This window comes from Hymenobacter coalescens (assembly GCF_054783195.1).
On the sequence record NZ_BAAGRA010000014.1, the window covers coordinates 216,569 to 242,963 of the forward strand.

At 62.2% G+C, this 26,395-nt stretch carries 37 protein-coding genes; 30 read left to right on the forward strand and 7 right to left on the reverse strand.

The features are described 5' to 3' along the window. Positions 1-47: 47 nt before the first annotated feature. The 5 genes from ACYVKQ_RS10110 to ACYVKQ_RS10130 form a co-directional block, all read right to left on the reverse strand. A complete protein-coding gene (locus ACYVKQ_RS10110) occupies positions 48-1,958 on the reverse strand; it encodes an ATP-dependent nuclease (RefSeq protein ID WP_460578036.1) in 1,911 nt (636 codons plus the stop codon). A 98-nt stretch (positions 1,959-2,056) separates the two neighbouring features. Further along, the gene (locus ACYVKQ_RS10115; RefSeq protein ID WP_460578037.1) at positions 2,057-2,269 is read right to left on the reverse strand and encodes a KTSC domain-containing protein; all 213 of its coding nucleotides are present in this window, start codon (positions 2,267-2,269) and stop codon (positions 2,057-2,059) included. 264 nt (positions 2,270-2,533) lie between these two features. After that, positions 2,534-2,656 (reverse strand): hypothetical protein, encoded by a 123-nt coding sequence (locus ACYVKQ_RS10120; protein ID WP_460578038.1) that lies wholly within the window; start codon positions 2,654-2,656, stop codon positions 2,534-2,536. A gap of 6 nt (positions 2,657-2,662) precedes the next feature. Further along, positions 2,663-3,454 (reverse strand): AbiJ-NTD4 domain-containing protein, encoded by a 792-nt coding sequence (locus tag ACYVKQ_RS10125; RefSeq protein ID WP_460578039.1) that lies wholly within the window; start codon positions 3,452-3,454, stop codon positions 2,663-2,665. A gap of 11 nt (positions 3,455-3,465) precedes the next feature. After that, entirely contained in the window at positions 3,466-3,918 is a 453-nt protein-coding gene (locus ACYVKQ_RS10130) for a hypothetical protein (protein ID WP_460578040.1), read from the reverse strand. Positions 3,919-4,077: 159 nt separating this feature from the next. Here ACYVKQ_RS10130 and ACYVKQ_RS10135 point away from each other — a divergent pair, with 159 nt between their 5' ends. The 11 genes from ACYVKQ_RS10135 (at position 4,078) to ACYVKQ_RS10185 (ending at position 8,484) form a co-directional block, all read left to right on the forward strand. After that, positions 4,078-4,332 carry a hypothetical protein gene (locus ACYVKQ_RS10135; RefSeq protein ID WP_460578041.1) on the forward strand — a complete coding sequence of 85 codons (255 nt, stop codon included), beginning with the start codon at positions 4,078-4,080 and terminating at the stop codon, positions 4,330-4,332. A gap of 22 nt (positions 4,333-4,354) precedes the next feature. Then, positions 4,355-4,612 carry a hypothetical protein gene (locus tag ACYVKQ_RS10140; protein ID WP_460578042.1) on the forward strand — a complete coding sequence of 86 codons (258 nt, stop codon included), beginning with the start codon at positions 4,355-4,357 and terminating at the stop codon, positions 4,610-4,612. 11 nt (positions 4,613-4,623) lie between these two features. Beyond that, the gene (locus tag ACYVKQ_RS10145; protein WP_460578043.1) at positions 4,624-4,851 is read left to right on the forward strand and encodes a hypothetical protein; all 228 of its coding nucleotides are present in this window, start codon (positions 4,624-4,626) and stop codon (positions 4,849-4,851) included. Positions 4,852-4,854: 3 nt separating this feature from the next. Then, complete coding sequence (locus ACYVKQ_RS10150; RefSeq protein ID WP_460578044.1) at positions 4,855-5,175, forward strand: hypothetical protein; 321 nt, start codon at positions 4,855-4,857, stop codon at positions 5,173-5,175. Beyond that, positions 5,175-5,564, forward strand: coding sequence for a hypothetical protein (locus tag ACYVKQ_RS10155; RefSeq protein WP_460578045.1), 390 nt, complete (start codon positions 5,175-5,177; stop codon positions 5,562-5,564). Before ACYVKQ_RS10150 ends, ACYVKQ_RS10155 begins: the two co-directional genes overlap by 1 nt. Further along, positions 5,561-5,905 carry a helix-turn-helix domain-containing protein gene (locus ACYVKQ_RS10160; protein ID WP_460578046.1) on the forward strand — a complete coding sequence of 115 codons (345 nt, stop codon included), beginning with the start codon at positions 5,561-5,563 and terminating at the stop codon, positions 5,903-5,905. The genes ACYVKQ_RS10155 and ACYVKQ_RS10160 overlap by 4 nt, the downstream gene beginning before the upstream one ends. Before the next feature lie 22 nt (positions 5,906-5,927). Next, positions 5,928-6,245: a hypothetical protein gene (locus ACYVKQ_RS10165; protein WP_460578047.1), complete on the forward strand. Its 318-nt coding sequence runs from the start codon at positions 5,928-5,930 to the stop codon at positions 6,243-6,245. After that, entirely contained in the window at positions 6,242-6,430 is a 189-nt protein-coding gene (locus tag ACYVKQ_RS10170; protein WP_460578048.1) for a hypothetical protein, read from the forward strand. Before ACYVKQ_RS10165 ends, ACYVKQ_RS10170 begins: the two co-directional genes overlap by 4 nt. Next, positions 6,427-6,654, forward strand: a complete 228-nt coding sequence (locus ACYVKQ_RS10175; RefSeq protein WP_460578049.1) for a hypothetical protein — start codon at positions 6,427-6,429, stop codon at positions 6,652-6,654. The genes ACYVKQ_RS10170 and ACYVKQ_RS10175 overlap by 4 nt, the downstream gene beginning before the upstream one ends. Positions 6,655-6,838: 184 nt before the next feature. After that, entirely contained in the window at positions 6,839-8,173 is a 1,335-nt protein-coding gene (locus ACYVKQ_RS10180) for a hypothetical protein (RefSeq protein WP_460578050.1), read from the forward strand. Between the two features lie 29 nt (positions 8,174-8,202). Then, positions 8,203-8,484, forward strand: a complete 282-nt coding sequence (locus tag ACYVKQ_RS10185) for a hypothetical protein (protein WP_460578051.1) — start codon at positions 8,203-8,205, stop codon at positions 8,482-8,484. Between the two features lie 103 nt (positions 8,485-8,587). Here ACYVKQ_RS10185 and ACYVKQ_RS10190 read toward each other — a convergent pair whose 3' ends face one another. Then, a complete protein-coding gene (locus tag ACYVKQ_RS10190) occupies positions 8,588-10,129 on the reverse strand; it encodes a hypothetical protein (RefSeq protein ID WP_460578052.1) in 1,542 nt (513 codons plus the stop codon). After that, positions 10,126-10,740, reverse strand: a complete 615-nt coding sequence (locus ACYVKQ_RS10195; RefSeq protein WP_460578053.1) for a hypothetical protein — start codon at positions 10,738-10,740, stop codon at positions 10,126-10,128. The genes ACYVKQ_RS10190 and ACYVKQ_RS10195 overlap by 4 nt, the downstream gene beginning before the upstream one ends. Before the next feature lie 228 nt (positions 10,741-10,968). Between ACYVKQ_RS10195 and ACYVKQ_RS10200 the strand changes: the two genes are divergently transcribed. From ACYVKQ_RS10200 to ACYVKQ_RS10290, 19 genes are all read left to right on the forward strand, one after another. Then, entirely contained in the window at positions 10,969-11,493 is a 525-nt protein-coding gene (locus tag ACYVKQ_RS10200) for a hypothetical protein (RefSeq protein WP_460578054.1), read from the forward strand. A gap of 32 nt (positions 11,494-11,525) precedes the next feature. Continuing rightward, positions 11,526-12,014, forward strand: coding sequence for a hypothetical protein (locus tag ACYVKQ_RS10205; protein ID WP_460578055.1), 489 nt, complete (start codon positions 11,526-11,528; stop codon positions 12,012-12,014). Next, positions 12,011-13,720 (forward strand): hypothetical protein, encoded by a 1,710-nt coding sequence (locus tag ACYVKQ_RS10210; RefSeq protein ID WP_460578056.1) that lies wholly within the window; start codon positions 12,011-12,013, stop codon positions 13,718-13,720. The genes ACYVKQ_RS10205 and ACYVKQ_RS10210 overlap by 4 nt, the downstream gene beginning before the upstream one ends. Next, the gene (locus tag ACYVKQ_RS10215) at positions 13,713-15,491 is read left to right on the forward strand and encodes a hypothetical protein (protein ID WP_460578057.1); all 1,779 of its coding nucleotides are present in this window, start codon (positions 13,713-13,715) and stop codon (positions 15,489-15,491) included. The genes ACYVKQ_RS10210 and ACYVKQ_RS10215 overlap by 8 nt, the downstream gene beginning before the upstream one ends. A 222-nt stretch (positions 15,492-15,713) precedes the next feature. After that, a complete protein-coding gene (locus ACYVKQ_RS10220) occupies positions 15,714-16,175 on the forward strand; it encodes a DUF5675 family protein (protein WP_460578058.1) in 462 nt (153 codons plus the stop codon). A 2-nt stretch (positions 16,176-16,177) separates the two neighbouring features. Next, positions 16,178-16,732 (forward strand): hypothetical protein, encoded by a 555-nt coding sequence (locus ACYVKQ_RS10225; protein WP_460578059.1) that lies wholly within the window; start codon positions 16,178-16,180, stop codon positions 16,730-16,732. Between the two features lie 3 nt (positions 16,733-16,735). After that, positions 16,736-18,796: a hypothetical protein gene (locus ACYVKQ_RS10230; RefSeq protein ID WP_460578060.1), complete on the forward strand. Its 2,061-nt coding sequence runs from the start codon at positions 16,736-16,738 to the stop codon at positions 18,794-18,796. After that, positions 18,796-19,677 carry a hypothetical protein gene (locus tag ACYVKQ_RS10235; RefSeq protein ID WP_460578061.1) on the forward strand — a complete coding sequence of 294 codons (882 nt, stop codon included), beginning with the start codon at positions 18,796-18,798 and terminating at the stop codon, positions 19,675-19,677. Before ACYVKQ_RS10230 ends, ACYVKQ_RS10235 begins: the two co-directional genes overlap by 1 nt. Beyond that, on the forward strand, positions 19,674-19,913 hold the full coding sequence (locus tag ACYVKQ_RS10240; protein ID WP_460578062.1) for a hypothetical protein: 240 nt from the start codon (positions 19,674-19,676) through the stop codon (positions 19,911-19,913). Before ACYVKQ_RS10235 ends, ACYVKQ_RS10240 begins: the two co-directional genes overlap by 4 nt. A 66-nt stretch (positions 19,914-19,979) precedes the next feature. Continuing rightward, a complete protein-coding gene (locus ACYVKQ_RS10245) occupies positions 19,980-20,984 on the forward strand; it encodes a S49 family peptidase (RefSeq protein WP_460578063.1) in 1,005 nt (334 codons plus the stop codon). Next, on the forward strand, positions 20,960-21,358 hold the full coding sequence (locus ACYVKQ_RS10250; protein WP_460578064.1) for a hypothetical protein: 399 nt from the start codon (positions 20,960-20,962) through the stop codon (positions 21,356-21,358). Before ACYVKQ_RS10245 ends, ACYVKQ_RS10250 begins: the two co-directional genes overlap by 25 nt. 68 nt (positions 21,359-21,426) lie before the next feature. Beyond that, a complete protein-coding gene (locus ACYVKQ_RS10255; RefSeq protein ID WP_460578065.1) occupies positions 21,427-22,404 on the forward strand; it encodes a hypothetical protein in 978 nt (325 codons plus the stop codon). Between the two features lie 78 nt (positions 22,405-22,482). After that, on the forward strand, positions 22,483-23,193 hold the full coding sequence (locus tag ACYVKQ_RS10260; protein WP_460578066.1) for a hypothetical protein: 711 nt from the start codon (positions 22,483-22,485) through the stop codon (positions 23,191-23,193). A gap of 66 nt (positions 23,194-23,259) precedes the next feature. Next, the gene (locus ACYVKQ_RS10265; protein WP_460578067.1) at positions 23,260-23,481 is read left to right on the forward strand and encodes a hypothetical protein; all 222 of its coding nucleotides are present in this window, start codon (positions 23,260-23,262) and stop codon (positions 23,479-23,481) included. A 240-nt stretch (positions 23,482-23,721) separates the two neighbouring features. Next, positions 23,722-23,934 (forward strand): hypothetical protein, encoded by a 213-nt coding sequence (locus tag ACYVKQ_RS10270; protein ID WP_460578068.1) that lies wholly within the window; start codon positions 23,722-23,724, stop codon positions 23,932-23,934. Between the two features lie 77 nt (positions 23,935-24,011). Next, positions 24,012-24,782 (forward strand): hypothetical protein, encoded by a 771-nt coding sequence (locus ACYVKQ_RS10275; protein ID WP_460578069.1) that lies wholly within the window; start codon positions 24,012-24,014, stop codon positions 24,780-24,782. After that, a complete protein-coding gene (locus ACYVKQ_RS10280; RefSeq protein WP_460578070.1) occupies positions 24,782-25,009 on the forward strand; it encodes a hypothetical protein in 228 nt (75 codons plus the stop codon). The genes ACYVKQ_RS10275 and ACYVKQ_RS10280 overlap by 1 nt, the downstream gene beginning before the upstream one ends. After that, positions 24,994-25,626, forward strand: coding sequence for a hypothetical protein (locus ACYVKQ_RS10285; RefSeq protein WP_460578071.1), 633 nt, complete (start codon positions 24,994-24,996; stop codon positions 25,624-25,626). The genes ACYVKQ_RS10280 and ACYVKQ_RS10285 overlap by 16 nt, the downstream gene beginning before the upstream one ends. Continuing rightward, positions 25,611-26,348 (forward strand): GREB1-related protein, encoded by a 738-nt coding sequence (locus ACYVKQ_RS10290; RefSeq protein WP_460578072.1) that lies wholly within the window; start codon positions 25,611-25,613, stop codon positions 26,346-26,348. The genes ACYVKQ_RS10285 and ACYVKQ_RS10290 overlap by 16 nt, the downstream gene beginning before the upstream one ends. The last annotated feature ends 47 nt before the right edge of the window (positions 26,349-26,395 follow it).

Genomic DNA, 26,395 nt, shown 5'->3' on the forward strand with positions numbered 1-26,395 from the left:
ATAGGTAGCAGCAGGCAAAGGACTTAGAAATGAAAACCAAGCTATTGCTAAGCAGGATTTTCATCCGAAAGTGGGCGCTCAAACGGTGAACTAGTAAGAACCACTGGCGAGGTCGTAACGGTGGACTCCAAGCCAGCACGTCGACGCAGCAAATAGAAAGCTTGCTTAATTGCGGTAGGCACATCAGCTGCAGTACACTTTGAGGCAACAGCCACCGCAATTTTGGGCTTTGTTGCTTTCGAGCGAAGGATGGGTTGACAGTGAGTTTTCAGAGACTTCATCACAGCGTCTGAGAACTTGGGCTCCAATCTTAATGCCTCGATGTCAACATCATTCCATGCACGGCCATCTTCGCGATGGTACGTATCATTAAGAGCAGCTAGGATCACTTCATTGCTGAAGGCATCTTCGTATTCTTTTGTGCCAACAAAAGAAATTTGCTCGACTAAGAAGGTTTCTGAGCATCCTTCTTCAACTAAGCGTTCAATTGTTAAATCGGCCGATGAGTGTGGCGAAGTGCAATCTTGGTCAAGTAGCATTTGCACGAATTCCTGGCGACTTTTTAGCAAGATGCGCATAGCAGTGGGCCAAGCGCTACAGCTGTAAAGATTCACCAACACAATACCGTCCTCAGCTGGCGTGCGGCCATACAGTGTATGGTACAGAATAGGGAGCGCCTCATCCTCTGTTGCGCCTTCTACTACTAAAAAGGCCTTCTCATACAGCAGAGCCGTGTTGGATAACCCCAAATTCCGACCAATTCTGTCAAAGAAGGTGCGCATGTTTTCAGCGGTGTCGCCATCAATGCGCCGGGTTTGACGACGACTGGCACCGATGCCTTCAAGCAGAAGAATTGCGTCAGCTGGGGCACGGTCGATGAGGTGAACCGAGTGCGTGCATACAATGCTCTGCGCTGGTACTGCGTCGCGGCTTCGATCAGAAATATGCTTAAACAGCTGCTGCTGGGCGTTGTAATGTAGGTTAGTTTCTGGCTCGTCGTATAAGTAAATGACGCCCCCGACAGCGTTTTCACGTTCTACTTGGCGTTGCCAGTCCAGCAGGCCCAGCCATAAGCGGCGGTTTGTGCCTTGGCCGAATAAAGCAGCATTGCGCCGCCCACTGCCCGCGTTGATAGCCAGTTGGACATTGGTGAGGGCGTTGCCGAAATCAATAGTTGGAATGATATTGACTGTCTCCAGCCCGGGAATGATTCGGCTGATAGTCTCTTTCGCCTTCCTGATTTCGTCATCTAGGGCAGCTGTGATATTGAAACGAACTTGCTGCAGTTCTTCTACCTCCACATGCTCGCCGGTGGTCGTATCTAAAGGCTTCATTACGGACAACGCCACGGATTTTAACCCGCGTTGTATAACCGTTTGTGGATCAGTGTAATCTTCTGAAGAAAAGCGCTCGACACGAGGTAAAAAGGGCCGGATATCGGCGTAGGGTGTAAAAACGGATCTTATGTCCTTCTTAAGCACACCCTGCTCTACCAGTTCGTTAAACTGTTCTTGTAGCTTGGGTATTGTTTTAGCTGGCTTGGCAACGCCAAGACTAGCAAGGATTTCCTGTTTAACGGGCACCGTTTGAGCATGGAAACTATTAGCTCCATCATGGTCATATCCGTCTCCATCTACAAAAAACCGCGTGGAGGACTTGGTGCAAATCTTCGTGAGGCGGAAATGCGTAGCGCTTCGCCGTAGATGCTCTGGTAGGGTGTCAGTATGATCAAGCACAAAGTCGCCTATCAACTCAACTTTCTCAGCTATTATATCCTCGATTGTGCGGTAGTCGTCGGCCTTGCAGGGTTGGGGGCTAAGCAATGCTTCAATGGCATCAAGGACGATTGTCTTACCACAATCATTCTCCCCGATGATGATGCACAGCGGATCGAGGTTGTTCAAGACCAAGCTATCGTGGCACTTGAAATTTTTGATCGTGAGTTTGGTAAGCAGCATAATGCCTTATGCGTAAGCGGTAAGCGAGTAGGAAAAGAGCACGTTTCCTGCTGTTCCTCGTAGGTGCGTCGAACAGCAGGTCTTTTAAGCGTGGAACACTATGCCAGCCGGTCGTAACCGTAAGTGCCTTTGATTTCGGAGTTTAGATATTTGCCGTGCGAATCGGCTCCCATAATGCCGGCGTGAACGTGCGCTGGCACTCCGTAGTAGTGGTAGATACTACCATTCAGGAATTCTACTTCTAGGATTCTATCAGCATCTGAATAGCCGATAGAAGCAATGTTACTAGAGTCAACAGTTACTCGGACCATTAAAGAGTAGGAATTGAATTACGAAAGCGAAGGCCGTGTCGCTTACTAGCACGACGAAAGCTGAAAGCAGCCAAAGAATCCATTGCATGCACTGCAATAGATTGATACTGTACTATACAGTTTGCACGATACTAAGTAATGCAGAAAAAAGAGGAAATACTTATACGAACCCGTAATAAATGAATTTTCTAAAAATGGGATGTGAGTCCAGAATTAGGAATACTAGTTAGGGCGATTGTGGCTAACTCGTAACAAGCTGATTACCTAGTCCTTAGCCGCGACGAGCGCATCCTTGGTGTCCAGCAGGGCATCCTTGGTCTTCACGTGCTCATGCGGGCAGCTGCGGCTCCAGGGGTAGGAGGCGGAAGGCGTAATGAGATGTGGCAACCGCGATTAGCTGGGCAAGGGCTTGCCCTGAAGTTTTCGCGCTAGGTATGTTGAAAGAGACGCTGAAAGGCCAACGAGTAGCTCGGCTTCTTCGAAGCTGGGTTCTCCACCTTCTACCAAGTGACGGCCCTGCTCAGAAGAGAATCCCCATACTTTCTCGATTACGCTGTCAAGAGGAGGAGGGACGATTCCCTTGTTTTTCTTGATGAGTGCCCCAAGCGTTTCCTTAGATCCACCGACAGACTCCCGTGCAACGCACTCTAAGCAAGCCAAAGCGTGTTGGATAGCTCCAGTAACATCTGCCTTTGGCATACGTGAAAGGTCATTGATGGCTTCGTGTATCTGCGTTCTGGCCGTCGGCAGATTAGCCGCTGTAAGAACTTGTTCTGCCTGTCGCAACTGGCTTTCAAATCCTTCGTCGCCTCTGTGTTTAATGTGACCGTCTTCTAACTGCCAACCTATCCCGTTGCTGAAAAAAAAGCTGTTAATCTCTTCGGCAAAAGCTTCTGGCTGCGTGGAAGATTTGTATAGAGCTTCTATGATATCGTAGACTTTATTCCATGAGCAGGATTTGATGAATTTGATAACTTCTTTTCGATAATCAGGAAGCCAGATTACCAAATCAGACTTTCTGCGGTGCAGAGTGGCGCAGATGACGTCGAGTAGATCAGGTTCGTGATAGCCGGTGCCGTACGCAAGTTCGACGACGAACTCTCGTAAGCCCTTGGGCGCGTCTTCCCGAATCAGTATTTCTTGGTTAGGACGGTTGTAGGAGTATCGTTGTGAGAAGCTAGTCATACCAGTAAAGATCAATTCGGGCGGTTATGGCTGCCCCGCAGCAGTGTTAGCACCTCCTCCTTGGCTGCGATGAGCGCATCCTTGGTGTCCAGCAGGGCATCCTTGGTCTTCATGTGCTCCCGCAGCAGCTCAGCCTCCTTGCGGGCCGCCTCCAAGTCACGCTGGCATTCGGACAGGGTGATGTGGTTGATGGTATTGGAGCCGCTGTTCGTGCTCTGGACGTTGCCCTTATTCTTCTTGGCGTCGATGTCGATGGATGTGCTCGGAGCCTCACCAGTGAAGGGGTCGCCCTCTCCAGTAATGAGCCAGTGAGCATTTATGTTGCTGAAGTGTTTAAGCACTTTAGCTAAGTACTCGTGTTTAGGTGCCAGCTGTCGGGAGCCGATATAGTTGTTTGTGTTGCCACTGCTTTCCCCAATCTGCTCGCTAAAGTCTCTGACGCTAGTTGATAGCGTCTCAATCAAAAATTTAAGTCGTTGATTAATAGTTGTTTGTTGCACTATTGCTTATTTTTTATCACAAGTGTATAATCACTTGTGTGTAACAGGCGTATGTTTGTGCGGTGTACAGTACCGAGCAGCTGCAAGAAAGCAATTGCCGGGTGAATTGTGCCAATCACGAGCATGACTGAGCGTCAGAAATACCTGCGGCTGCTGTCGATGGTCATCGAGGACCTGCCCACCAGCGCCATCGATACGGCCGTCCGCGCGGACTACGAAGCTTCCGCCACCATGCTGGCCAACGTGCGCATCGGCCGGGTGATGAACCTGGAGCACCTGGTGGCGCTCATCGGCTTCGGCCTGCCCGAGTTCCAGATTCCCCCGGAGCTGCTGCCAGCCGCGCCGGCCCGGGCCACGGCGCCCCTATTCGCGAGCTAACTCATCCTTTTCCCTTACCGCTATGCATCTCAACACCGACCCGCAGGAGCCGGCCCGTCGGCCGTGCCTGCGCGACCTGGCCACGCTCACCGCCACGCTGCTGCCCCCGGCGCTGGTCATGCTCACGCCGCTGGCGGAGCTGGAGCGCCGCTGCCGCGAAATCAACGTGACGCACCCCCACTACCGCGAGGAAACGCCCCTGGTGCTGACCTACGAGCAGCGCCGCCGCGGCCAGTTCAGCGCCGCCCCCCAGGTGGTATCACCCGACCAAGTCGCCTAACCCCAACCGCTATGGCTACCACAACCCGCGCCGCGCACCTGCAATGGGCCAAAGACCGCGCCCTGGAATACCTCCACGCCGGCGACCTGCCCAACGCCTGGGCCAGCTTCGTGAGCGACCTGGGCAAGCACCCCGACACGGCCGGCCACCGCGCCATCGAGTTGGGTACGCTGGAGCTGCTGATGGGCGGCCTGAACACGCCCGACAAACTGCGTCATCACATCGAAGGCACTCATTAAGCCATGCACAAGCCCTTGTTTGACCGCCCCCTCTCGCTCACCGACGCCCGCACCGGCAAGCGCTTGCGCGTGCGGGAGCTGCCCGCCGGCGCGGCCCTGGTGCCGGCGCCCCAGCCCGAGCCCATCCTGGGCTACACCTACCAGCGCGGCCACCTCACGGTGTACGTGCGGGGGACCATGCCGCCCGCCCTGCGCACGGCCGAGCAGGAGGGCACCACCGCGCACGAGGTGCTGCTGGTGCCGGAGCTGCCCGCCGGCATCCGCGAAATCGACTGGTCGGACTGCCGGCGCGAGTACCGCCTGCTCTTACCCGACGCGGCCTGATGGACGCGCCGTACGGTCCCCGCGACCTGGGCCCGCACGTGGCCCAGCTGCTGCGCCAACTCGGCTTCCGGGTGTGGGAACAACCCACGCCGGTGCCGAGCCTGTCGCTGGTCACCGGCACCTGGACCGGGCTGACCGGCGAGCAGTTCAGCTTTCAGTACGCCCACCACCACCCGCCCGGCGGCCCGGTGGCCTGGGCCGCCTGCAACATGGGCGTGCTGCCGCCCGGGGCCCAAGCGCCCACCGTGTGCTTTGCCAACACGCAGGTGCGCCGCCTCAAGGACGTGCGCCTGCTGCTGCTCGGCAACGACCAGTTCGCCGCGGCCCGCCAGCGCCGGCAGGCCGCCCACATCCCCGCTGTTTCATCCGCTACCCCCGTCCCCCGATGAACGTGAACGACCTCGTGACCAAGGGCGACCTGGACGCCCTGGCCAAGCGCCTCGAAGCGCTGCTGGCCCCGGCGGCCGGCGCGCCCCCGCCCGCGGCCGGCGACGACTACCTCAGCATCGACGAGGTGGCCCAGCTCACCGGCTTCAACCGCAAGACGGTGCAGAAGTGGATTGCGCAGGGCAAGTACGACCGCAAGGGCAAGCTCATCACGCTCTACACGCTCGAATTCGCCCCCGGTTTCCCGCGCATCCCGCGCTCGGCCCTGGTCGCCTTCGGCCAGGGCGTGGGCTTCGACACCAGCCGCCTCATGCCCCCGCCGCCCATGCGGGTGGCCTCCTAGTCACTCCTCGCTACCTGCCCGTATGGTTCGCTTATTTGCCTCCACGCCCGATGCGCCGCAAGCGCAGGCCTTCGCGGCGTACATCCGCCGCGTGAGCGGCAAGGACGTCGAAGTCCTCCCGTTCTCGGCCCTGACCTCGCCCGATGCCAAGCTGCGGGCGGAGCTGCACGAGGCCGAAAACCGCCTGACCCAGATCCAGCACATGCTCGGGGTGGGGGAGAAGCACGCCCCGCGCTACGACGCGCAGCTGCCGCAGCTGCGCCGGGACCAGGAGCGGCACCAGCAGCTCATCGCGGAGCTGAAGCGCCGGCTGGGCGGGGAAGGAGGGCAGCCGGCATGACCTTGCTGCAAGCCGACGCGGCCGGCCAAACGCTGGCCCAGCTGCGCCGCGACCTGCGCGCCGTGCAGCGCGACATGGCCGAGCAGCCCCTGGATTCGCTGGCCTACCGGCAGTGGGCCACCCAGGCGCGCAACCTGGCCCAGCAGATCGAGGAGCTGGAGCAGCACCTGCGCGAACAAGCATGAACGCTCCGCCCGCACCAGCCGCCACGTGGCCGCGCCGGTTTCCCTCGCCCGTGGAGCTGCTCGCCTGGCTCGACGACCAGGCCCGGGAACACGGCCGCGACTGGGAGGAATACCGGTTCCTCCTCGCCTTTCGGTGGCTGGTGCTGGCGGAGCTGGACCGTACGGCGCCGGAGCCTGCCGCGAAGGCTCCTTTCGATACCCCTATTGCACCGCCGCCGGCTTAGCCGGGGGCAACCTCCTGTCGACTAACGAAGTCGCCCCCGCGGGTGGGAATGCCGGGGCAACGCCAGCATCGACGCTGGCCAGGAGGCACAGGGCCTGCACGCAGGTTCGGCCGCGGATGGATTTTGGCGTCCATACCGTTCGCGGCCCCTTTTTCTCTCCACCACGCTTCCAACGTCCCGCCAGATGTTGCCGACTCCTTACACCCTTACCCGAGCGTTCGGGGCAGCCTCCGCGCTGCTCGATCAGCTTAAGGCCCGCCTGACGCCGCAGCTGCGCACCCGCACCGTGTACGTGCCGGTGGCGGACGGCTCGACGGTGCCGCAGCTGCAGCGCTACTACGTCACGCCCAAGCCCTGCTCCGACGGGGCGCAGGCCACGCTGCGGCTGCTGCTGCGCCTCCAGCTGGAGGCGATTCGCTTGGTGCGCCAGACGCCGTTTCTGCTGGAGCCGGCCACGGACGGCCCGCCGGTGCCGCCGCCCGTGAGCACCAACAACGAGGCGCTGGCCCGCACCCGCAAGGTGTCGAGCCGCGCCATCCGCGACCACCTGGCCGAGCTCACGCGCATCGGCGTGATCGTGCGCCGCCACTTCCGCGGCACCAACGCCAACTTCGAGCTGTGGATCAGCACAAACCTGCTGTGGGAAACAGACTCAGCGGCCGCGCAGCACAAGCCGGCACAAACCCGCTCAAAAGCGCCCGAGGCCGTTTTAGCCCCGGCCGGGGCTACAAAAGTTCCGCATATTGTAGGTCAGGATAAACAGGGTAAAAAGGAAATTGATACCGCGGTTGATTCGTTGAAAACTATCACGGCGGTCTTGGCTTTGACTGGCAACACAGGGCCGCAGCCCGCCGCGAAACCGGCGCCCACGCCGCCTACACCGCCCCGCCAGGCCGGCCAACCGGCGAAAGAAATAAACGGGGCGGGGGGCGCGGCGGCCCCCGCTACGCCGCCGGAATTGCTGCCGGTGGACGAGGCCCGCGACCTGGTCCGGCGCTGCTGGCGCTACGCCAAGAGCACCGTGTACCGGGGCTTGCCGCTCTCGGCCCACCAGGAGCAGAAGGCCGAGGAAGCCATCTGGTACGGGGTGTACGGCGGCTTCGGCGACGCCCTCACCCGCGGCCAGTGGGAGCGGTACCACGCCCAGGTCATTCAGCGCCTGAACCTGGTGCAGGGCTACCTGCGCCGCCACCCCACCAAGTTCCTGCCCATGCCCTTCGCCGAGTTCGTGGCCGGCACCGGCTACTTCGACGCCGAGAACCCCCACGGCTTCGGCCAGACGCTGCAGTGGCTGGTGAACCACGAGCGTAACCAGCGCCGCAAGGTGATGACGCGCCAGCTGCTGCGCTGCCTGCGGCTGCTGGAGCAGCACCGCGTGCGCGAGGCCCCGAAGCGCTACCAGCACCTGACCCGCCTGCAGCTCTACCGCGACTGCGAGGCCAAGATGCGCGCCCTGGGCGCCGAGGCCCTGCAGCTCTTCTACGCCCAAGTGGCCTGTCCCCGCGCCGCTACCGCCTGATTCGTTCTGTTTCTCACTTCTCTCTCCCCATGGCTTACGCCCGCAGCGCCTCGGCGCAGAAATTCATCGACCAGGCCCACACCAAACTCGTCTGCTACTACCAGGACGGCAACGCCCGCACCTGGTACGGCCGGCCCGGCTTGCCCGGCGGCCGCCAAGCCGCCGACCCCTACAGCGTGGAGCTGAAGCGCCACCAGCGCTACGTGGAAAAGACCGCGGCCAGCATCAAGACCGCCTTGCTCTACGACAAGGTGAGCGGCCGGGAAATTGCCCGCTTCGAAAAGGGGCAGTGGTGTTGGGCACGAGGCTGAACCGCCGCTTCCGTGAGCGGTTACGATGTGTCCGTAAAACGGTGTCAAAAAGCTCGATTCCAGGAGGTTTTCGCGGGGTGGATTCATGTACGAGAAACAACCTTTAACCTCCTTGACCTGGAGCTTCTCGAAGCCAGTTGATAAAACGAAATTTGAATTTAGTATAGTCCTCACTGCCGCAAACCTGCAGAAAGACGTTGAGCGGTTTACTGTATTCAGAAGTGCTTATGCCTAACTCATTCTTCTGTAACTTTGGATAAAGTTGAGAAAGATTATTTGTTGATTGTAAATACATGAATAGGTATCGTGATAATGCATCTTTTGATGTGGCTGTCAAATTAGTTATAAACACTTTTTCTATTTTCTCTAATTTGTATTTGTCAAAATGCATATTATTTCTTTGTATGTTTTGGCCAATTAATTCATGATTAATATTTAATGAATTCCTTAGGTTTGCATAGGCTATATTGTTGTACGATGAGTCCTCGCTTGTAACTGCGTCAATAAGCGACATCGTTGTGGGAATATTTAGTCGATTTACTGATTTCAATAAGTCGCCCCTCCAATTGCCTACACCAATTAGCTCATCATTGATAAATCTAGATTCTTCGAAGAGGGTTGCAAGACCCTCTTCGATCCAAGTAGGGGATAGCAATAACTTATTGTGCAGTAACAGATGTATAAGCTCGTGTTTTAAAGTTCCAATTTTAGTTGGCGAAGGCAGCCATGCTACAATACTATATGAGTTGTGGTCAGTAAAACCTAATATATAATTGTCAATAGATATTTGATGTATTTTATTAATGTCGTTGTCCACGTCATAGCTGTTTTTGGATAAAAATACGGTTATGAAATTTTCGCTATCTTCTAATTCAAATGTTTTAGTGTAGTAGGCTAAAGTCTTTTCAAGTAGCTCGCAGGTTGTGTCCATCTGAGAGGCTGACAAATTCGGGCTTATCAAAATAAAGTTATTGCTGATGATAACCGAGGTATTTGGGAATATTCTTTTTACTTTTTCCATAGCATTTTTGCTGCCTTTGGGAATGGCACGAAATGCTTTGATGGTGTCTTTGACTTCTATAGGCTTGGTGATGAGCTTTGATATAGGCTCGGGTCTAATCATAAGTTGCTCAACGGCAAATTCTTGAAAGTAAAGATTTAGGTTTCGAACATGACGTAGGTTTATGTATGTTTTAAAGTTCGATGTAATTCCTGCATAGGCTGGCAAACCAGCTGTCTTGTGAACGAGTTTTATATCAGCTTGGGAACGACTTGCAGTGATTCCAATTGCAGAAATAGGTTTTCGGTTGTTGCACAGCTCAGTGAAATTTACTTTGTATTGATTCAAAGTGCCTTCGTGTGCTAAGCGACCATTATGAGCAAGTAAATAGTCTCGTAACGCTTGGCATCCGTTGACGTGAGAGCGGGTATTGCTAGAAGCAGACAGGCACATCCAAGTTAACGCCTCCAAGTTGTAATCGCGTTTGTTTTTAACTTTAAGCTGGTTTAGTATATTAAATCCATAGTTAAAAGCTTCGTCTGATTTGTTGCTCGCAACCAATGAATGCATCGTGGACATGTATCCTTGCGCCCATACTGACTGCGTCAAGAGCAGCAGGAACACGATTGCTAAAGATGATTTCATTTTCTTGGCTTGCTGGTGGTTGTGTCCTTGGTGGTGCCCGTACTTGCTGTGTCCATAGTCATGTCCCTCATGGCTTGTATAGTAGCATCATCTGGTGAATAGATTGAATAGGGCTGTATGTATACAGGGATGTCCTTGACATCTAAACTAGTCTTAGTAGTTATAGATATAGCGATAAGAACGACTCCCAGAAGAGCTAATATTATTCCTGGCGAGGCTGAAACAACAGCGACTTTTATCTCCTTTAATTCGCCATTGATATTAACAGACTCAGAGAATTTGCCCAGGATGAAAATGCTGCCGAGGAACGAAATGACAACGCCCGTCAAGAAAGAAAGGCTTATTACTAAAATTCTAGTTCGAATGATGACTGAGGCGTGGTGTTGCCTATTTAGCAAGCTGATGAGCTCAAGTGCGTACACGCGCTGCTCTGATTGTGTTTGCTTATCTGATGTGAAGAGACTGACAAGCGTCTGAGTATGAGCTGGGGATGTAGAATAACTCTGGATGTTAATGATCTGATAAATATAGAAGGATGAAAATGTTAATATTAGGAGCAAGATAACCCCTATTGCAAACGGTAAAATACGGTCTTGCCAAGGCTTGGTCATAGGAAGCAGGGAGGGGCTAATGCTTAAATGATAAGGAGGCTTGAATATACACTTATTTTTGTTCAAAACTAGTGTCTATTAGTGCAAATATTCGGTCGAGAAGATGCCCTTTAGGTTCTGAGTACAGATGTAAATATCTTTAGGAACTGGAATTGTGTCCAGTGCAAATCCGTCCTACCATCGGCTCGTGTTGGCCCCGAGCTTTGCTGTAGTTAATCCACCTGCTACGTGAAGAACACGCCTACTTTCGCCATTCCTGTACCCGGCCACGTCAAGCAATTCTTACTGTCTGAGTTCGGTCCCGAGCCCTTGAACATTCACCAGAATACCTTCATGGGGCGCGTCACGCTCATGAAGGTGGAGAAGGTGCCCTTTCGCCAACTGGAGAAGGAAAGCAAACCCGACCCCAAGAAGAACCTGCTCATCGCCCTGCCCACGGCGTTGAAGCACTACCGCATCACGCCTGACGGCGGCCGCGAAATCGGGGAGATGCTGCAGAAGTTCTTTCAGCAGCAGATGATTCTCTTCGTCAAGGGCCAGGTGGCGGCAACCGGCAACGAGCGCGCGGCCCTGCGCTCCTTCTTCAACCTGTACGGCCTCGATCCGGACGCCTACGACCTGGAGGTGGCCCGCAAGGTGTACCGCGACTACAAAGACCGGGTGCTGAAGGCCAACGGGCACCTGGCCATGATGGACACGCCCGGCCTGCTGCACGACGACCAGGCCGCGGCCAGCCACGCAGTAGCGTCCTAGCAGCCCTTCCCTGGAGCGTGTTGCTTGCCGGCATGGAACGCAACACGCTCACGCATTTTATCCAGTACTTCCGCCAGCTGGCCGCCGAGCACGTGGAGCTGAAGTGCTTCGTGCACGGCCCCACGGCGCGCATCGTGGACAGCTCCCGATCGGGCACCACGTACCCCTGCCTCTGGCTGGAAACGCCCTCCTTGCAGTTCTTCGACAAGGACGGCACCGCGCCCAACGGCCAGCGGCGCGCGGCCTTCGTGGTGCTGTTGCAGAAGGCCAAGGGCGACTACGACGCCCAGGACCTGCAGTGGGAAGCGGCCGAGCGCCTGGCCCTCGACGTACTCAGCCGCCTGCGCCGCGATAAAAAGGCGCGGCGGTTCACCTTCAGCCTCGACGGCGGCGAGCTGGAGCCGATCAACACGCTGACGGTGGACAACGAAATCGGCTACCGCTTCGAGTTCGAGCTGGGCAAGGTCGTGGAATTGTGCTACGATAAGAGCCGCTGGCAGGAAGGAGGGGCGCAGGCATGACCATTCGCATCAAGCTCACGGTCACCGGCGGCCAGCGCTGGCAGGACCCCTCGGACGACCGCATCGGCGGCTACATCTACTTCTACACCTACTGGGAGTTCGACACCCTCACCCACGCGGTGGTCACCGGCAGCGGCAGCGACCAGCGCGACTACGGCGACGCGCCGTTGGAGGACTACAGCGCGGTGGGGGAGTTCTGGCACGAGTGCCTGCCCAACACCACCACCCGCCGCGGCTGGCTGCACCACGGCGACGGCACGTTTTACACCGTGGACGACGACCAGGCCACGGAGTGCGGCTGGAACGGGGCCACGTGCGACTTGCAGCTGGCCGGTACCGTCGTGGGCTTCACCGCCACGGGCGTGGCCACCGGCGCGCACGGCGCGGTGCGCTACTCCCTGGACGGCGGGGCCACCACCCAGGCCTCGCCGACCTTCACCGCGCTGCAGCGGGACACGGACTACGTGATGACGGCCATCGACGAGGGCGTGGGCAATTGCCGGCGCACCTGGGCCTTCCGCATCGAGGAGGCGCCGGTGGTGCCGGTGGTGCCGCCCGCCCCGGAGCCGGCCGGCCTGGACTACTCCCAGCACCCGCTTTGGCACGTGGTGGGCGGCCTGCCCGCGGGCCGCGAGGTGGTGCTGGAGCTGTTCGTGGAGCGCCAGCACTACGCCGGCGACTACCGCCGCGTGGTGCAGCTGCAGCTGCGCGCCGGCGCGGACGGCCGCGTGGCCTTCCGCCTCGACCGCGTCCTGCACCGCCAGCTCGCGGCCTTCGTGGTGCCGGCGCTGGGCCCGCACCTGAACACGGTGCGCCAGCGCGACACGGTGCGCAACTACTTCGTGCGCACGGCGCCGGTGGTGGCCACCACCGGCCTGCCCGGCGCGTGGACCACCGGGGCGCTGCGCACGGTGCTGCGCGGCGGCTTGCCCTACGAGTGGCGCGACACGCCCTGGCTGCAGGACTATTACGAAACCCACGGCGTGCACCCCTTCATGACCTGGCAGCCCCGCGGCAAGCGCGTGACGGTGCAGCAGCCCGAGTGGTGGAGTTGGCTCTGCCCGGCCGGCACGCCCCACGTGGTGCGGGTGCGCCGGCGCTACCGCTTCGCCGCCGCGCCCGACTTCGTGAGCACCGAGGCGGTGGTGGTGGGCCCCAGCGCCCAGCCCACCACCTACCGGCTGCTGGCCCTGCCGCTGCTGGCCGGCACGATGCCCGGCGCGGTGGGCGTGGACCTGTGGCTGGAAGACAGCACCGGCACCCGGCTGAGCGAAGTGGCGGACTTCCTCATCGAGCCGGCCCGGCCCCGCACGCGCTACTTCCTGTTCACCAACTCGCTCGGCGGCGTCGACGCGTTGCGCACCACCGGCCGGCTGGACGGCACGCTCGACACCAAGGAGGAACTCGGCAGCCGCGTGGCCGAGCCCGGCACGGCCCCGCGCGCCGCGCAGCAATTCGTGGTCAGCGCCGACGTGACGCGCCGCCTGAAGGTGCGCACCGGCTTTTTGACGGCCGCGCAGTGGGACTGGCTGCAGGAGTTGGTGCTGGCCCAGGAGCGGTGGGAAGCCCGGGGCGCGCAGCTGCTGCCGCTGCTGCTCACCAAGGGCAGCCTGGCCTACGCCCGGGACGAGCGGCCGCTCAGCGGCTTCGAGTTCGAGTACGAATACGCCTTTGACGCCACCGCTTACGCCCGCCTGCATGCTTGAACTGACCTCGGCCGGCCAGCCCATCGCGCTGGCCCCCGGCACCAGCGTCCAGCTGGAGATGAACAGCCCCCTGTTTGACGAGGAGGTGCTCAAAGGCACGTACTCGTTTTCCTTCAGCGTGCCCGCCCCGCCCAACGGGGAGGTGTACGGCTTCCCGGAGTTGCCCGAGTCGGCCTCGGTGCGGCGCGGCGGCATCCCGGGCGAGCTGTCGGACGACGGCCACCGCCTGCTCACCGGCACCCAGCGCGTGCGCACGGCCAACGCCCGCCAGTACGCGGTGAACCTGGTGGGCGGGTTGGGCGAGCTGTCGGCGGCGCTCAACGGGCGCAAGATTCACACCTTCGCCTACGGCGGCGAGCGGCGCGTGCCGCAGTACGTGGAGCGCCAGGACGCCCACAACGTTACCTGGAACGTACCCGGGCTGGTGCTGCACGCCAACGACGTGGTGGCCAACCCGCGCGCCTACGACTACGTGTTTGCGCCCCTGCTCAACGACGGCCGCGACGGGGGCGACGAGCCGGTGGCCGGCACCTTCGTCAACGCCTGGGGCTGGCCCCAGGCGCAAGAGCACGGGCTGCCCACCACCGGCACGTTCCTGTACGACCCGGCCGCCGGCGCGCCGCAGCACTTCTGCCCGCTGCCCTGGCTGCGTTACGTGCTGGCCAGCATCTTTCTGGAGCTGGGCCTGCAGGTGGATGCGGCGCAGTTCCTGCCGGGCGCGTTGGGCGACCTGGTCATCGGCAGCTCGGCCGTGCTGCCGGCGCCGATCCACCGCTTCCGGCTGGCCGACGTGCTGCCGGACCTGACGGTGGTGGAGCTGCTGGCCAAGCTCAAGAAGGACTTCGGCGTGGTGGTGCTCGTCTCGGCCGCCCGCGTGGTGCGCACGGCCGTGCTGGGCGAGGTGCTGGCCAGCCCCGACTACGTGGACCTGACCCACCTGGCCGCGGCCGTGCCCGACCTGGACCGGCCCGAGCCGGTCGGGGTGACGCTGAGCTACGCCACCGACAGCGAGGACGAGCTGACCAAGGACCTGGTGCGCGACTTCGGCGGCCAGCGCCTCGGCGCGCCGGTGGTGGCGCTGGCCGACCTGCCGGCCAGCGCGCCCGTGGCGCTGCAGCCCGGCCAGGGCTACGCCGTGCCGCTGGCCGAGGTGCGGCTGGTCACCGGCCTCGATGCCTGGTACAAGTCCACGGTGGCCTGGACCTTCGGCGCGGCGCAGGCCACCATCACGTGGGCGTTCTTCGCCCACAACTTCCGCCCGCTCGACGTGCAGGGCGGGGGCGAGGTGCAGGAAACCGGTACGGCCGCGACGCTCATGCAGGCCGTGCCGCTGACCTTCGCGGGCAACACAACCCGGGTGCTGGTACCCGCCATGCGCCAGCGGGTGTACCGCGCCGGCGACGCGGACGCCAAGCGCCCGACGGCGCTGCGGCTCTGGTTCTGGCACGGCCTGCAGCCCACCACCCACGCCGTGGTGGAGTACCCGCTGGTGAGCCCGTTTAACCGCAACGCGGTGGGGCTGCGCGTGGGGGAGTACTCCCTGAAGTTGGACGGGCCGGACGGGCTGCACGAGCGGTGGCTGAAGGCCTGGCTGCAGCTGCGCTGCGCGCCCACCCAGGGCAAAGCCGAGCTGGCCCTGAGCACCGAGCAGCTGGCCGAGCACGACCCGGCCAAGAAGGTGCGCCTGGCCGGCGTGGACTACCTGGTGCGCAGCCTCAAGCCGAACGTGCCGCTCACCAAGCGGGTGCCGGTGGAGCTGCTGCGGGTCTGAAAAAAGGTTACGGGTGGGCAAAAATAAATTTGCCAGTTCTTCCCCAGAATTTGCCAGTTCTTCCCCACGCCGGTTGCCGGTCCGCTCCCGAGCGGGTCCGGCAACCGGCTGGTTGCTTCCGGGAAGCCCCGGCAATTGCCGATGCGCCGGCGGGGCAATTGCCGGGCCCGGCCCTGCAGGCCCGGCCTACGCGCCGCCCCGCCGGTGCGCCTTCTTGGTGGCATGTCTTCCACCACCACTTCGCAGGCTGCGGCTAAGCTAGCCGCCCCTGCGCCCCTCGAACTCGTGCTGGCGCGCGACGCCCGGCAGCCCGCCCCGGCCAAGCGCACCTTCGGCCGGCTGTCGGTTGACGGCCGCAACTTCTGCTACACCCTCGAAGACCCGGTGCGCCCGGCCGGCGTGAAGGTGTATGGCAACACGGCCATCCCGGCCGGGCGCTACCGCGTGGACGTGAACACCAGCGTGCGCTTCCGGCGCCTGATGCCGCAGATCCTGAACGTGCCCGGCTTCGAGGGCATCCGCCTGCACGGCGGCAACGGGGAAAAGGATACGCTCGGCTGCCCGCTGGTGGCCTACAAGTCGGACGGCCTGAGCAAAATCTGGCAAACGGCCGAGGCCGACCTGACGCGCCTGCTGCTGGCGGCCGAGGACGCCGGGCGCCCCATCTGGATTACCATTCGGTAGGGATGCTGCCGCTGCTCTCCATCCCGCCCCTGTGCGGGGCCAACGTCGGCGGCTTGCTGGGGGCGGTGCGCGTGTGGCCGGTGGCCAACGTGCGCCGCCTGCCGGCTTATGCCGGCGCGCGCCTTACCCAGCCGGTGGAACTCCACGACCTGGAAAACTACGCCGACCTGTTTTTCCCCGAGAAGGGGGCCGGCTTCGACGAGCCCCAGGGCGAAGACGACCAGGGCACCTTCTTCACGCCCAAGCTCCAGCTGGGGCTGCCCAAAGACGACCCCACCGTGGCCGAGGCCCTATGGCGCCTGCGCCAGGCCGGGGGGCGGTTCCTGGCCGTGTACCAGGACGGCAACGGCTTCACCAAACTGGTGGGCTCGCCCGAGTACCCGATGCAGCTGCTCGACGACTTCGGCACCGGCCAGAGCGGCGGCGACCGGAACGCCCACCAGCTCACGTTGTCGGGCCGCACGCCGGAGCCGGCCCCCTTTTACCTCCACATGGACCTGCAGCCGCAGGGCGGGCGACGCGCCTTCAGCCCCGGCTTCTCGTTCGGTTTCAGCTAAGCCATGCCCCTGAACGCATATGAAATGGCGCGGGCCGCGTTGCTCGACCTGATTGCCCAGTACCTGCCCGACAACGACACGGAGCAGATCACGCCCGCCGCCCTGCGCACCGTGCTCGTGAGCCTGGTGCACTCGATGTTTGTCAAGCTCAGCGACCTGGTGCTGGGCCCGAATCTGCGGCCTGACCTGCGCAAAGCCGTGCGCTGGTACTCCGAGGCCACCCAGGACTACGACGGCGACGGCCCGGTGCTGCTGGACCTCGACCCGGACCTGATGTGCCTGAGCACGACGATCAGCTGCGACTTCGGCCCGGACGGCACCGGCAAGGAGTACGCGTTTGTCTTCGACGAAAACGGCCCCTGGAACATCTGGCGCGACGCCACGTTCACCGGCCCGCGCGTCAATGCGCGGCTGGTGCTGCTTGGCTCTCAGGAGCAGCGTTTCGCTGGCATCGAGCCGTGGAACCCCTACGCAACCTACGCGGGGCCCAACCCGGACGGCAACTTCGCCAGCCAGGTCAGCCACAAGGACAAATTGTGGACAGCCCGCGTGCCCATGGCCCCCGGCAACTTCCCGCCCGGCCAAGCTCCCGAGCCCGGTACGGTAGGCGGGGCCGCGTTCTGGAAGGAATTAAGCCCCACGCCGGTCGTGCACCAGCAGAACACCGATACCGGCACCATTTCCGCCGAATTTGCCATTGGTCACGGCACGGAGAGCCAGGGCAGCACCGAGTACCGTCTGCTCAAATTCGTGAGCGACGCGCAGCGGGCCAACGTGGCCGTAGCCGTGCGCTGGACGCCGCAGGCCGGCGGCGGCGACCTGGTGGAACTGGTCAAGTGCCTCGAGTTCATCCCGCCCGTGGACCGCCCCGGCAACGTGTGGGAGCCCATCGGCTCCGGTGACGGCGGCGGGTTGCCTTATTTCTACTTGGAGGACGAAACCCAGCTGGCCCTCGAAAATGAGGCGGGCGAGCGGCAAACCATCAGCCTGGACGCCCTCGTGCCGACCATCCTGCCCGGCTCGCGGGTGCTGGTGGTGCAGGGAGCGGGGCAGGACGCCGGCACGGCGCGCCGCGACCGGGCCGGCAAGCCCTACGTGTCGGTTACCGCGGCCCATGGCGCCGCCCAGGACGGTGACACCGTGCTGGTGCTACCCGGTGGTACCAGCCTGCTCAACGGCCGGCCGGCGTACGCCGAGCCGCTGTACTTCATCAAGAACCTCTTTGTGCAGGGCCTGGGCCTGCCGCAGATGGCCAACGCTTGGGACCTGGGCCGCGGCGGGTTAGCTACCGACATCGTGGTGAAGGGCATGTACCTGAACAGTGCCTACCACCTGTTTCCGAACTTGACACAGGCCAGCCGCATCCGGTTTGAGGACTGCGTGTTCGGGCCGCAGGCCTACCTGGTGAAGTACCGCTCGACGAACCAGTTCGACGCGGTGGCCACCATCGAGCTGGTGCGCTGCCGGGGTGTGTTCGAAGGCGCCGGCCCGGCCGGCTTCCTGCGCTACGACGAGCACGATTCGCTGGCCTCGCCGTCCATCCTGATCCTCGACGACTGCCGGTTTGCCACCACCGCGACGAGCTTCATCACCGGCCAGATGCGCAACCCGGCCGTGACCGGCGCGCTGCGCAGCCGCGTGGTGCTGCGCGGCACCACGCGCATCGAGCTGCCGGACGGCGTGCCGCTCGATGCGGTGACCATCGCGGCCGTGGGCACCCCGCTGGCCAGCAGCGAGTGGCTCACCGACGAACGGGCCCCGGTCGGGGGCGGCGGACCCGCGCCGGACCTGACCAACTACTACACCAAGGCGGAGTCCGATGCGCGCTACAGCAGCGGTACCGACCTGGTCGCCCAGTTCCTGGCGGCTGGCGCGCAAACGGGCACGTTCCTGGTGCAGGCGGATGAAGCCGGGGTGTACTCGCTTTACTCCAGTACGGGTGTATCGGCCGTGAGCTACAAGAAGAACGGTGTGGCCACGGCCCTGCCGGTGGCGCTGGCCGCCGGTGACACGCTGGAGGTTCTGGCCACGGGAGCGGGCACGGTACGCCTGCGCAAACCGTAATGCGGCGCGTCTACTTCGTGACGGCGGCGGTGGATTTCGCCTACGAGGCGGAAACCACCGCCTTCCTGACCGCGGCCGGTTTGCCGCAGGCCTCAACCTACTTCGCGGGCACGGCCTACGAATACAGCGGTACCGCGCTTTGGAACGCCCTCAACAACTACGTGCTGGGCACCAAGGCCGCGGGCATCTGGGCCAAGCTGCCGGCCATCTACCCGGTGGTGGGCGGCACGGCGCAGGCCCACCGGCTGAACCTGAAAGACCCGCGCGTAGCCGTGGACGCCTTCGCGCTGGACTTCTACGGCGGCCCGATCCATGGCCCGCTGGGCATCAGCTGGGACGGGGCCACGCAGTACGCGGATACCCATTTCGTGGCGGCCGACCACCTCACGAACGCCTCGGGCCTGATGTACGCCAGCCAGGGCACCGGCGGCGGCGCCGGGCTGGACTACTACGACATCGGCGCCTACAACGCCCCGGGCGGCCAGCTCTACCTGAGCACCAAAAGCTACTTCCAGGGCAACCCCTACGCGATGACCCTGGACGGCAACATTGGCGACATCTCGGCTCCCTTCCCGAATTCGGGCAAGGGCCTGTACCAGGTGAGCCAGTACACCGAAGGCCAGACCCGCAACAAGCGCTTGGTGCGCAACGCGGAGGTGCTGGCGGCCCTCGACGCCACGGCCGAGGATCCGCAGAACTTCCGGCCGACGGCCAGCGTGTTCCTCGGCGCGCTGAACGTGAACGGCGGGCCCTACGGCTACAGCCCCCGCGGCTGCTCCTTCGCCGCCATGGCCGGCGCCTACCTCAACCAGACCGAGCTGCTGCAGCACCACCAGCTGGTGCAGGACCTGCACACCGCCCTTAACCGCCCCCTGGGATGAACAAGACGATTTATGCCGTGATTCCGGCCGCGCTGGCCGTGGGCTACAAAGGCTACAGCCGCGCCGGCAACACCTTTGCCTGCCGCCAGACCAAAGCCGGCCAGTGCGTGTGCGCGGTCAGCCTGGTGCTGGCCCTGCCCGAGCTGTTCAACGGGCTGCCCGTGACCTTCATCGAGCTGACGCCCGACGATTTTGAGCCGCTGCCCGTGCCGCCCGGCCTGCCCGGTCACGCGTAGCTTTTCCGTCCTACCGACGCGGTTCCGATTGGGCGAGCATTGTGTACCGATTAAGCCCGGTACACCATGCTCGACCTACTTGCCGGCTCCGCGTGGGCCCTCGAATCCCGCTACTACAACATGGCCAAGGAGCAGATCCTGTCCCGCCTGGGCCAGGGCCTGCCGGCGTTGTCGGCCGACGAAGTAAAGCCCCGGCGCTACGCGCACGCCGACGCCGACGGCTACCCCACGATGTGGCAGGCGGCCGCCAGCGGCGTGGCAACGCCCGGCCTGGCGGCGGCGATGACCGGCCTGCTGGCCGCGGCCGGCCGGGGGGGCGGCCAGGCCACCACCAGCGGCTCGAAAGTGGCCGTAATTCCGGTGCAGGGCTCGATTCAGAAGCGCGGCGGCTATTGCTCCCTCGGTACCAAAGACCTGATGGCGCACCTGGCGGCTGCTAACCGTGACCCGGAAATCAGCGCCATTGTATTGGACATCGACAGCCCTGGCGGCCAGGTCGATGGGACCGAGGAGTTTGCCCGCGCCGTGCGCACCAGCTCGAAGCCGGTCGTCGCCTACATCGACGGGCTGGGCGCCTCGGCCGCGTACTGGATTGCCTCGCAGGCCCGGCACATCTACCTCAACTCCGAAACCACCGGCTACGCCGGCTCGCTGGGCGTGCTCTGCATGAGCATCGACCAGTCGCAGTACCTGGAGAAAAACGGCGTGAAGGTGGAAATCCTGCGCTCCAGCCGCGCCGTGGACAAGGCCCGCCTCAACTCCGTGGAGCCGCTCACGGCAGAGCGCCGGGCCGAAGTCATTGCCGACCTCGACGTCATTGCCAGCACCTTCATCGCGGCCGTCGAAGCGGGCCGCGCCGGCAAGCTCTCGACCAAGGAGGACGTGTTCACCGGCAAGGTGTACCACGGCACCGACGCCAAGAAGCACGGCCTGGTGGATGCCTTCGGCTCGCTGCAGGACGCCGTGAACAAAGCCGCTTCCCTCGCCCGCGCCGGCTCCGGCGGGGGCACCTCAGCTGACTCCCTCACTTCATCTTTTTCAAACGCATGGACTTCCAGTTCAAAAGCCTAGCCGCCGCGCTGGGGCTCAAATCGGCCGACGCGGCTATCACCGATGCCAACCTGAAACAGGCCAACGACAAAATCGAAGCGCTGGAGCGCGACAAAGCCGGAGCTGAGCAAAAGGCGGCCGACGCGCTGGCCTCACTCGAAACCGCCCAGGCCGACCTGAAAACCGCTAACGCCAGCCTCAAGACCGCCAATGACAAGGTGGCCACGCTGGAGCAGTGGAAGAAGGAGCAGAAAGCCACCGACGGCCGCGAAGAGGACGCCAGCAACGGCCTCGACGAGGAGTCCACCGAGAAGCTCTCGGCCTTCGAGTTGGCCACCAAGCAGGCCGTTGGCCGCGTGCAGGCTCGCCACGGCAACAAGAACAAAGGCAAGTAACTGACCTGCCACCCCAGTAACTCAACTTTTCCCCAAACAACCTTTCCAGGATAACTACCATGGCAGGTATGGATTTCTCGGCGCTGCCGAGCCGCTTAAAAGATTACACCGTCAAGGAGTCGGACAACATTTTGTCCGAAATTCTCATCGACGGCCACAGCTTTCTCGACTACGTGAACCTGCTGCCGGACGTCACCGACGAGATTGACCTGATGCAGATGTTCATCGACTCGGTGCTCCAGCCGGGCGGCAAAGACACCTTCGACCCGAAGGGCACCTTCTCGTTCAAGAAGCGCACCGGCAAGGTCCGGGACTGCAAAATCGACTTCACGCTGACGCCGAAGCAGATCAACACGATGTGGAAGTCCTTCATGGGCCGCATCAACAAATCGAAGCGCGGCGACGTGTACGACGTGCCGTTCTGGGGCTTCCTGATGGAGCAGCTGGCCAAGAAGGGCAAGCAGGAGCTGCACCTGGACGCGTTCTTCAAGGGCGTCTACAACGGCGACTCGACCAAGGCCAACCGCGTGTTCGACGGCATTTTGCCGCTCATGTCGGACGCCGGCGCCATCCCGGCCGGCAACATCTACTCGGGCGCGCCCATCACGCAGCTCAACGCCATCGACCAGCTCGAAGGCCTGGCCGACAAAGTGCCCTCGGATAAGCTGCAGTGGGACATCGTGGCCCTGGTAGAGCCCGAGGTGATGAAGTTCTACAACCGCGACTACCGCGCCACCTACGGCGGGCTGAACTACAACAACGAGTTCAAGCACACCCTGCTCGACGGCACGAACATCACGCTGGTGGCCGAGCCCGGCCTGGCCCAGACCAGCGCCGTCATCATGACGCCCCGCGAGAACATCAGCTGGCTGACCGGCGAGCTGACCAACACGGACTCGTTCATCGTCGAGAAGTCGAAGCGCAACATCAACATCATGATGGACTTCCAGGCCGCGCCGGATTTCGCCCTGGGCGAATACATCTGGACCAACGACCTGGCGCTGACCAAAGGGACTGCCCTGCGCACGGCCGCCGCCGCCGAGTAATCAATCATCTGGCTGAGTTGCCCGGTGGCCACGCGGCCACCGGGCTAGGCTTCCACTGCGTCTACACCTCTTTCGACCATGTACAAATTCCTGTTCCGCGCCCTGCAGCTGACCTGCCTGGCAATGCTCCTGCTGACGACGGCCCACACGGTTGCCCCGGCCGAAACCCTGGCCGCCTTCCAGGCGGTGCCCTTCGGGGCTGATCTGCACGCGGCCCTGCTGCTCCACAGCCTCGGCAGCACGGTGCTCACCGCCGGCGTCTGCCTGCCCCTCGACCACATCGTGGAGGATGACTGCGGCGCCAACCCGGGCGGCACGGTGGACCTCTACGTGATGCGCCGCCGCGACATCCAGACCTTTCCCGAGCCCGCCGAGGAGGGCGACGTGGTGCTGACCCAGCCCATCGTGCCCAAGGCCGGCAAGGGCTTCGTGAAGTGGGACCACGCCACCGACACGGGCGACGTGAACCACAAATCCAACGGCGACGAGGGCAACCAGTCGGTCAGCGTCGAGCAGAACGTGTACATCCCGCGCGGCAACCCGAACACCGACAAGGTGATTAACAGCGCGTTGAACGGCAGCTTTGTTGTTATTTCGCGGGACTCGCTGGGCCAGCTGCGCGTGCTGGGCAACCAGCGTCGCGGGGTGAAATTCGACTACGACTACAAATCCGGCAAGAAGGGCACCGACAAGAACGGCACGGACTTCAAGTTCTCGGGCGAAGGCTTTGCCTCCGTGCCGCTGTACTACGAAGCGGCCATTCCGCTGCTGGGTGCGGCCACGACCTAAGCCGATCGGCTGCAGTTCATTTCTCGACGACGCTCACCTGCCCCTCTCGTTTCTCACTCAGGACCCATGCTCAAGGACTTTAAGCTGGTTGGCACCGACGGCCTCGGCTCGGTGAACTACAACGGCACCGACTACCCGATCAGCGAAATCGACGATGCCATTGCCGCCAAGCTGTACGGCAAGACCCACATCATTGAAAAAGTAGCCGGGCCGGTGGCGGCCGTGCCCGCTACGGTGGCCCCGGAGGGCGAAGGCACCCCGGCCACCAAGAGCCGGCGCAACTCGTAGCGCCGGCCCTACCCACCAGAAAAGCCCCCCTCCATTCGTGGAGGGGGGCTTTTTGTTGCTACCTTCGTCGTGCTAACACTCTTCCTGGATTCCTCCTTGCTGCTTGAGAAAGCCTTGGCCGTGCCTTTTCGCATCGGTCGGGGAGTAGAGCGGGAGCATGACCCGTACCTTCTGGCTTTCTCGCAAGAGGATGGTAGAGTGTTAGCAGCGATTTCCCCGGCTTTGCGCCGGGCGCTGCGTATGGCCGACACCTCCCTGCCTTCATTTGCTGAATTTCTAGCCGACCACGGCATCCGGGTGGGCGAGCTGGAGCGCGCGTTGATGGAGTACGTGCAGATGAGCCACGAGCTGCTGTTTGAGCAGGACCCGCACAGCGCCCCCTTTGATTTTCTGGAGGTAAGCGACCGGCACGAGGTGCTGGTGGCGTTTCTGCGCTACCTGCGCACGGCGTAGTTGCGTCCTATTTCCGCCTGCCCGGCCGGTGCAGCTTTGAGTTCTGAATCACTCGAAGCACGCAAACACCGTCCGCAATGGAGGAAATCGTACAATGGCTGGAAGCTGGTGCCCAAGCCGATTATCAAGCCGGGGTGCAGCTGCTGGCCAAGCACTCCAAGAACCGCTCGCTGGTTAACCACCTGGTCAAAAAGGACTCGCACAATAACCGCGAGAAGCTCACCTACGAGCTGGTGAAGCTGGGCTGTGGCCACGACCTGGCCGACACGGCCGAAGTGCTGCGGGTGCTGGGCAACCGGCAGGCCGTTGAGGCGGCTGTTAGCGAATTCGCGGAGGCCGTTGCCGGCGCGGCCCCGGCGCCGCGCCCCCAGCCCGAGCCCGCTCCGGCCCCGGAGGCCGAGCACGTGCCCGAGGCCGTGCGCACGAAGGTGGACGACATCACGCAGCTGATGGCCACGCTGTGGGCCGACCGCTGCCAACGGTCGGATCAGCTCGATGCCGCCTCGCAGGAGCAAGGCCAGGTGCTGGTGGCCGACATCCTGCGCCTGCAGGAGCAGTACAACGCCCTGGCGGAGCGCCGCCGTCAGCTGATTGCCGGCGAGGCCACCGGCCAGCTCGAGGCCGCCGCACCTGGTGCGCCCGCCCCGGAGCCGGCCGCCCCGGAGACCCCGGCCGCCGTCGATGTGCTGGAGCTGGGCGACAGGCTGCGCAACCTGCGCTCCAATTTGAGCAAGGCGAAGGGCAAGCTGGCCAGGAAGCCCGACGACGCGGCGCTGCAGGAGAAGGTGGTAAAGCTCACCCTCGAGAAGGACCAGCTGGAGCTGCAGCTGAAAAAGGCCACCGAGTAATGCAGGGCCCACAGGATTCAGCAGGGGCCCGCGGGCTCCTGCTGGTACTCGGCCTGGTTGCGGCCATGACGGTGCTCACGGCCCTGAAGGGCTGCACCACGGCCGCGCTGCCGGCCACCTTGCGCCAGGAGTACCGTCAGCACGACCAACGCGCCCAGCGCGCCCGCAAGCACCGCCCGGTGCAACGTCCCATTCCTCATCCGTACCCCACGTGGAGAACCAAGTAGTAGCCCTGAAGTGGCACGCGGAGCAGCGCCGCCTCGATGCGCTGACCCCGCTCGAAAACAACCCGTTCGGCAAGATTACCCAGGAGAAGCGCCGGCGCCTGGAGCAGAAGCTGCTCGAACTCGGCATCTTCGAGGCGGCCACCGTCGATACCGACGGCGTGCTGCTCACCTTCAACAAGCGCCACAACCTGCTCGTGGGCATGGGCCGCGGCGCGGAGCTGGTGGAGGTGATGGTGCCCAACCGCGCCCTGACCGAAGACGAGCGGAAGAAAATCATCCTGGCCTCGAACATCAACGAGGGCGAGTGGATCGACGAGGTGCTGCGCGACCAGTACGCCGACGTGCTCGACGACATGGGCGTGCAGCTGGCCAGCATCGACGCGCTGCTGGAAGGCAACGCCGGCGCGGTGAAGGAGGAAAAGCCGGAGTACCCCATCGTGGCCGAGTTCAGCGAGAAGTACGATGCCTTCGTGATTGTCTGCCGCAACGACATCGACACCAACTTCATCAAGCAGGTGCTCGGCATCGGCACGATGCAGAGCTACAAGAGCAAGGAGACGGGCAGCACGCACGTCATCGAGGCCAAAGAGTTTGCTGAGAAATGGAAGTCCAGGTAGTTATCCCCTCCCATAAGCGGGCCGGCCGCATCCTGACCCTGGGCGTGCTGCCCGGGGCCATCGTGTGCATCCCGGAGAGCCAGCTGCCCGAGTACCGCGCCGCCCACCCCGACGCGGAGCTGGTGACGCACCCCGACTCGGTGGTGGGCCTGGCCGCGAAGCGCAACTGGATGTACCAGTACTTCGGCAACGTGCTGCAGCTGGACGACGACATCACCGACTTCCGCCGCATGTACCTGCCGGCCGGGGAGCGAATGAGCATCGGACCGGAGCAGGCCATGGCCATCATCCAGGAAACCGCCTACGCCGCCAAGCAGGCCGGGGCGTACCTGTGGGGCTTCAACTCCAACCCGAACCCGACGATGTACAAGGCCCTGAACCCGATCAGCCTCACCGGCTACATCACGGGGTGCGCCACCGGGCTGCTGGAGGGCTCCAAGCTCTGGTACAACTCGCAGATCGTCTGCAACGAGGACTACTGGATCAGCTGCCTGAACGCCCACCACCACCGCATCATCTGGAAGGATACGCGCTACACCTTCATCCAGAAGGACACCTTCGTGGGGCAGGGCGGCCTGGCTGAGTTCCGCAACATCGACGCCGAGCGCCAGGACTACGAGCTGCTGCGGCGTTGCTTCGGGGAGGTGATTCAGAAGAAAAAGGATAGCCTGTTGGCCAAGCGCAAGCACGAGTTTCAAAAAACCATGAAGCTGCCGTTCTGACGTCCGTTTCGGACCAGGTAAAAAAGCCCCTCAGCACTGCGTTGCGG